The organism is Rhizobium pisi, from assembly GCF_003938655.1.
Taxonomy (GTDB): Bacteria; Pseudomonadota; Alphaproteobacteria; order Rhizobiales; family Rhizobiaceae; genus Rhizobium; species Rhizobium pisi.
Window position 1 is genome coordinate 1 of record NZ_RJJT01000052.1, and the last position, 5,448, is coordinate 5,448.

Annotated in this window: 7 protein-coding genes; 4 read left to right on the forward strand and 3 right to left on the reverse strand. The window is 60.2% G+C overall.

The window, feature by feature from the left end; all coding sequences use genetic code 11:
- The 3 genes from EFD55_RS33545 to EFD55_RS32745 form a co-directional block, all read left to right on the forward strand.
- A partial coding sequence (locus tag EFD55_RS33545; protein WP_208653558.1) for a hypothetical protein occupies positions 1-189 on the forward strand: 189 nt, incomplete at its 5' end.
- Positions 190-225: 36 nt separating this feature from the next.
- The gene (locus tag EFD55_RS32740; RefSeq protein ID WP_125851246.1) at positions 226-468 is read left to right on the forward strand and encodes a type II toxin-antitoxin system Phd/YefM family antitoxin; all 243 of its coding nucleotides are present in this window, start codon (positions 226-228) and stop codon (positions 466-468) included.
- The gene (locus EFD55_RS32745) at positions 465-875 is read left to right on the forward strand and encodes a type II toxin-antitoxin system VapC family toxin (protein ID WP_125851248.1); all 411 of its coding nucleotides are present in this window, start codon (positions 465-467) and stop codon (positions 873-875) included. The genes EFD55_RS32740 and EFD55_RS32745 overlap by 4 nt, the downstream gene beginning before the upstream one ends.
- Positions 876-901: 26 nt before the next feature.
- Here EFD55_RS32745 and EFD55_RS32750 read toward each other — a convergent pair whose 3' ends face one another.
- From EFD55_RS32750 to EFD55_RS32760, 3 genes are read right to left on the reverse strand one after another with little or no spacing between them, the layout of a single operon-like run.
- Positions 902-1,726: a transglutaminase family protein gene (locus tag EFD55_RS32750; protein WP_125851250.1), complete on the reverse strand. Its 825-nt coding sequence runs from the start codon at positions 1,724-1,726 to the stop codon at positions 902-904.
- A gap of 12 nt (positions 1,727-1,738) precedes the next feature.
- Entirely contained in the window at positions 1,739-2,680 is a 942-nt protein-coding gene (locus EFD55_RS32755; protein WP_125851252.1) for an alpha-E domain-containing protein, read from the reverse strand.
- Positions 2,680-4,089, reverse strand: coding sequence for a circularly permuted type 2 ATP-grasp protein (locus tag EFD55_RS32760; RefSeq protein ID WP_125851254.1), 1,410 nt, complete (start codon positions 4,087-4,089; stop codon positions 2,680-2,682). Before EFD55_RS32760 ends, EFD55_RS32755 begins: the two co-directional genes overlap by 1 nt.
- Before the next feature lie 301 nt (positions 4,090-4,390).
- Here EFD55_RS32760 and EFD55_RS32765 point away from each other — a divergent pair, with 301 nt between their 5' ends.
- Entirely contained in the window at positions 4,391-5,293 is a 903-nt protein-coding gene (locus tag EFD55_RS32765) for a DMT family transporter (RefSeq protein WP_125851256.1), read from the forward strand.
- Positions 5,294-5,448 lie beyond the last annotated feature (155 nt).

Sequence of the window (5,448 nt, forward strand, 5' to 3'; positions counted from 1 at the left end):
AAAACCGGCCACGGCGTAAGCCGAAACCTCCTTCTTCGCCCTCTGCCAACACGACCGGCAAAGAATCCTATCGCCAAAAAAGCAAAACCCGCCGAAAAAATCGACGGGTTTGTCAGCAGTCTGAGGCGGGCTTTTGCCCGCCTTTTTGTTGAACTGGTCAGCGCTCAAACTTGTTCAACGAGGAAATAGTGCTATATCTTGTACAAGTATACAGGAGAAGTAGTCATGTCTAAAGTGGTCGGCGCGGCGGAATTCAAGGCGAAATGCCTGAATCTTATCGATCAAATGCGGAACGATGATGAATCGATCGTCATCACCAAGCGCGGCAAGCCAGTTGCCGTGCTGTCGCCCGCGCGTGACACAACCGAGCGCAAGAGTATCATCGGCGCGATGAGGGGTAGCGTATTGCGCTATGACGATCCTCTGTCTCCGGCCGTTGAACCGGAGGATTGGGACGCCCTCCGGTGATCGTCATCGATACCCATATCCTCGTTTGGGCAATGCAGGACGATGCACGCCTGGGTTCACAAGCCCGGCGCGTCATCGACGAGATGACCGAGAAAAGCCGGATTCTGATTTCGGCGATCACACCTTGGGAAATCGCGATGCTCGTACAGAAGGGGCGCCTGGCGCTCGGCGACGATGTCGGGCGATGGATCGATAATGCATTATCGCTGCCCGGACTTCAGATCGCGCCAATCGAGCCTTCCATCGCGATAGACAGCGTCCGGCTACCAGGCGAGTTTCATGCCGATCCCGCCGATCGAATCATTGCCGCTACGGCCCGTTTTCATCGCGTACCATTGCTTACCGCCGATCAGGCGATCCTCAGCTATGGTGCACGCGGCCATCTCCAAGTTCTTGCGGCGGGCTAGAGCCTTTCCGGCTTGCCAGATCCCGCTCAGCTCTGGCTCTGGCTTTGCATCTGGCCGCTGTCCTCTACCTTCACGGTGACAGACAGCGTTTCGCCCGGCGTACCGATGCGCATGCCTGAAATCGGCGCGGCGTCGCGGTAGCAGAGGCCGGAGGCGAGCCTGATGTAGCGCGCATCCGGGCAGATATCGTTGGCCGGATCGAAGCCCACCCAGCCGAGGCCGGGAATATGGGCTTCGGCCCAGGCATGGGTCGCCGCCTGTTCGACCTTCTCTTCCATCATCAGATAGCCCGAGACATAACGCGCCGGCACCTGCAACGCGCGGGCGGCGGCAACGAAGATATGCGCGTGGTCCTGGCAGACGCCGCTCTTCTTCTCCAGCGCCTGTTCCGCCGTCGTCTCGGTGTTGCTGGTGCCGGGCCTATAGTCCACGGTCTCGTGGATCGCAGCCATCAGCGCATGCATGCGCGCGAGTTCGTTCTCGCCGCTGATGCTCTTGGCCAGTTCCTTCACCAGCTTGCCGGCTTTGGTCAGCGGCGTGTCGCGCAGGAAAAGCCAAAGCGGGCAAAAGCCAGTATGCGGGCCTGTGACACCGTTGCGATCCTCCGTCTCGACCTCGCCTTCGGCGAGGATGCGCGTGACGTCCTGCTTGCCTTCCAGTGAGACCAGGTTGACGTGGTTGCCGTACTGGTCGTCATATTCCACTTCGGGGGTGGCGCCTTCGACCTTCAGCGACCAGCCGATGACCTTCTGGCCTGATGTCGTCGGCGGTGTCAGCCGCAGCCGTTGCAGGGAGAAGTGCGTGGGTTCGTCGTAGCGGTATTCGGTGAGGTGGCTGATTTTCAGTCTCATTGTGTCATCCACCTAAACGTAGAACCGGTAGCCGTCGGAAATTTCCGCACCGAGCTGGTTGTTGCGCGCGACGAAATCCTCCAGGAACTCATGCAGGCCCTGATCCATGATGTCCCGGATCGCCCGCGTCTGCAGCGTGGTGCGGATCGCATCCGCAGTATCGTGGGCGGGAAGCCGCTCCTCGTAATCCTGGGCGAGGTAGCCAAGATTGCTGACGATCTTCTCGTAGCAATAGGCAAGCGAGCGCGGCATCTGCACATTGATTGTCAGGAAGTCGGCGATGTTCATCGCCCGGTATTCGCCGTCATAGGCCCAGCTGTAGGCGCGGTGCGCGGAGACCGAGCGTAGGATCGATTCCCATTGCACGTTATCGAGCGACGAGCCGACTGATGAAACCGAGGGCAGCAGCACGTAATATTTCACGTCGAGGATGCGGCTCGTATTGTCGGCCCGCTCGATGAAGGTGCCGATGCGGGCGAAATTATAAAGTTCGTTGCGCAGCGTCGAGCCATGGAAGGCGCCGCGGATGAGGCCGGCGCGGCGCTTGATGACGTCGATCACCTCGGGCAGGTCGGCGGCCTTCACGCGCTTTTCGAGCAACGATTTCAGGTCGATCCAGCATTCGTTGGTGGCTTCCCAGGTTTCGCGCGTCAGCGCGGTGCGCACCATGCGGGCGTTGTTTCGGCCGGACTCGATGCAGGACATGACGCTCGACGGATTGGCGCGATCGCGCAGGAGATAGTCGATCGCGTCGGCATTCGTCAACTTCGAGTGGCTCTCGTCATAGGCCTCGCGCACGCCGGCACTTTGCAGCACACCGTCCCAGTTGTCGTCGCCGGCGCTGCTGCGGGTCAGCGACATGCGCAGCCCCGCATCAACCAGGCGGGCGATATTTTCGGCGCGCTCGATGTAACGAAACATCCAGTAGAGGCCGTTAGCGGTTCTTCCGAGCATCAGTCCTCCAGTACCCAGGTGTCTTTGGTGCCGCCGCCCTGGCTGGAATTGACCACCAGCGAGCCTTGCTTCAGCGCCACGCGGGTGAGCCCGCCCGGAATGATCTGGACCTTGTCGGACACCAGCACATAAGGACGAAGATCGACATGGCGCGGCGCAATCCCCTTATTGACGAGGATCGGCACGGTGGAGAGCGACAGCGTCGGCTGGGCGATGTAATTGTTGGGCTTCGCCTTCAGCTTCTCGGCGAAATCGGCGCGCTCCTTCTTCGATGCCGTCGGTCCCACAAGCATGCCGTAGCCGCCGGAACCGTGCACTTCCTTGACCACCAGTTCTTCCAAATGCTCCAGCACGTATTTCAGGCTCGATGCTTCCGAGCAGCGCCAGGTCGGCACGTTTTCGAGCAGCGCCTTGCGGCCGGTATAGAATTCGACGATCTCCGGCATATAGGAGTAGATCGCCTTGTCGTCGCAGATGCCGGTGCCCGGCGCATTGGCGATGGTGATGTTGCCGGAACGGTAGACATCCATGATGCCGGGGATGCCGAGCGCAGAATCGGCCCGGAACGTCAAGGGGTCGAGGAAATCGTCGTCGACGCGGCGGTAGAGCACGTCGATCGCCTCGTAGCCGCGGGTGGTCCGCATCTTCACCTTGCCGTCGATGACGCGCAGATCCGAGCCCTCGACCAGTTCGACGCCCATCATGTCGGCGAGGAAGGAATGCTCGTAATAGGCCGAATTGTAGATACCGGGCGTCAGCACCGCGACGCGCGGCTTGCCGGTGCAGCCGGGAGGGGCGAGCGAGGCGAGGCTCTGGCGCAGCAGGTAGGGATAGTCCTCGACGCGCTGCACCTTGTTCTCATGGAAGAGTTCCGGGAACATCTGCATCATGGTTTCCCGGTTTTCCAGCATGTAGCTGACGCCGGAGGGCGTGCGGGCATTATCTTCCAGCACGTAGAACTGGTCCTCGCCGGTGCGCACGATGTCGGTGCCGACGATATGGGTATAGACGCCGCCGGGCGGGCGGAAGCCGATCATCTCCGACAGGAAGGCGACGTTGTTCTCGATCAGCTCGCGCGGAACGCGACCGGCGCGGATGATTTCCTGCTTGTGGTAGATGTCGTCCAGAAAGGCATTGAGCGCGATCACCCGCTGCTCGATGCCCTGGGCGAGCTTGCGCCATTCACGGGCGGAGATGATGCGGGGAATGATGTCGAAGGGAATGAGTTTTTCGGAACTGTCGGCGTGGCCGTAGACCGCAAAAGTGATGCCGGTCTTCCGGAAGATGTTCTCCGCATCGCGGGACTTGGCAATCAGATGCGCCCTGTCTTGGTTGTTGTACCACTCAAAATATTTTTCATAAGGCGGGCGAGAACTTTCGTCCCCAGTTATCATTTCATCAAATGCCAAAGGTGCGGCTCCCCTTTTTTGTTCATTTGAATACAACGCAAATTGCAATGCAAGAACCATGCGCAGTTCGAGGAAAAGATTTTGCGGTGCGGGAAAGGGATGAAAATCCGGGCATTTGAAGTGGTGCGCCGCGATATGTCGGACGCAGGTTCTGTGGAGTCTGCATAAAATGTGAGCATCTGATTGTTTTTCGGTCTGGATCCATCAGCGAAATTTCAAATAAGCATCAGCGCTTCGCCTTTGACTGCGGCCACCGGGTGCCGCTATCAGCACGGGCAACTCCTTGTTCCCCGAGCTGCCCATGTCCCTTGACCGCTTTGCCCCAGCCGTTTTCGTTTTCCTCTGGTCCACGGGCTGGGTGGTGGCGAAATATGCCGCGCTGCATTCCGAGCCCTTCACCTTTCTTTCGATACGCTATGCGCTGTCGGCCTCGGCATTCCTGGCCCTCTGCCTGGTGATGCGGGCGCAATGGCCGAAAACCCGGGCGACGTGGCTCCGCGCCATCTATTCCGGCTTCTTCCTGCACGGTTTCTATCTTGCCGGCCTTTGGTGGGCGATCGCCAATGGCGTGCCGGCCGGCATATCAGGCATCATCGCGGCACTGCAGCCGCTGCTGACCGCGATGGCGGCGCCCTTTCTCGTCGGCGAGCGGTTGCAGAAGACGCAGCAGCTCGGCCTGGCGCTCGGCTTCGTCGGCATCGCCATTGCCATTTCGCCGAAGCTCTTCGGTCCGGCGACCGCCGATCTCGCCCATGCCGCCCTGCCGCTGGTGATCAATCTGCTCGCCATGGGGTCCGTCACCTACGGCACGCTCTATCAGAAGAAACACCTGCAATCGGGCGACCTTAGAACCATCGCGACGCTGCAATATGTCGGCGCGCTGATTCTGACCCTGCCGCTGTCGCTGATCTTCGAGCACCAGCATTTCGACGGCACCGCCCAGGCTTACGGCGCGCTTATCTGGTCGGTCTTCGGCCTGTCGATGGGCGGCGTCGGATTGCTGCTTTACCTGATCCGCCGGGGCCAGGTTTCCCGCGCCGCCTCGCTCATTTACCTGATGCCACCAGCGGTCGCCCTCGAGGCTTTCATCGCCTTCGGGGAGCCGCTGACCTTGCCCTTGATTGTTGGTACCGCGGTTGTCGTGACGGGCGTCTATCTGACGAACCGCAGAGCGGCCGAACGGCAGACGCCAGTTGAGGCGTAGACAACGAAAAAGGCCGGGAGAACCCGGCCTCAGACTGCTGACAAACCCCTGGCACCGTCCAGGGGTTTATGATTCATTGGGACATGTTGAAGAAACCTGCCCCCACCCAGACGGCTCTTGAGATGGTGACGCTCGATAGCCTGGTGCCGAAGGAT

Excerpts from the sequence above, each read along its gene's own strand:
- EFD55_RS32740 (WP_125851246.1), top strand. The coding sequence starts at position 226 with ATGTCTAAAGTGGTCGGCGCGGCGGAATTCAAGGCGAAATGCCTGAAT.
- EFD55_RS32765 (WP_125851256.1), top strand. The coding sequence starts at position 4,391 with ATGTCCCTTGACCGCTTTGCCCCAGCCGTTTTCGTTTTCCTCTGGTCC.
- EFD55_RS32750 (WP_125851250.1), bottom strand. The coding sequence starts at position 1,726 with ATGAGACTGAAAATCAGCCACCTCACCGAATACCGCTACGACGAACCC.
- EFD55_RS32755 (WP_125851252.1), bottom strand. The coding sequence starts at position 2,680 with ATGCTCGGAAGAACCGCTAACGGCCTCTACTGGATGTTTCGTTACATC.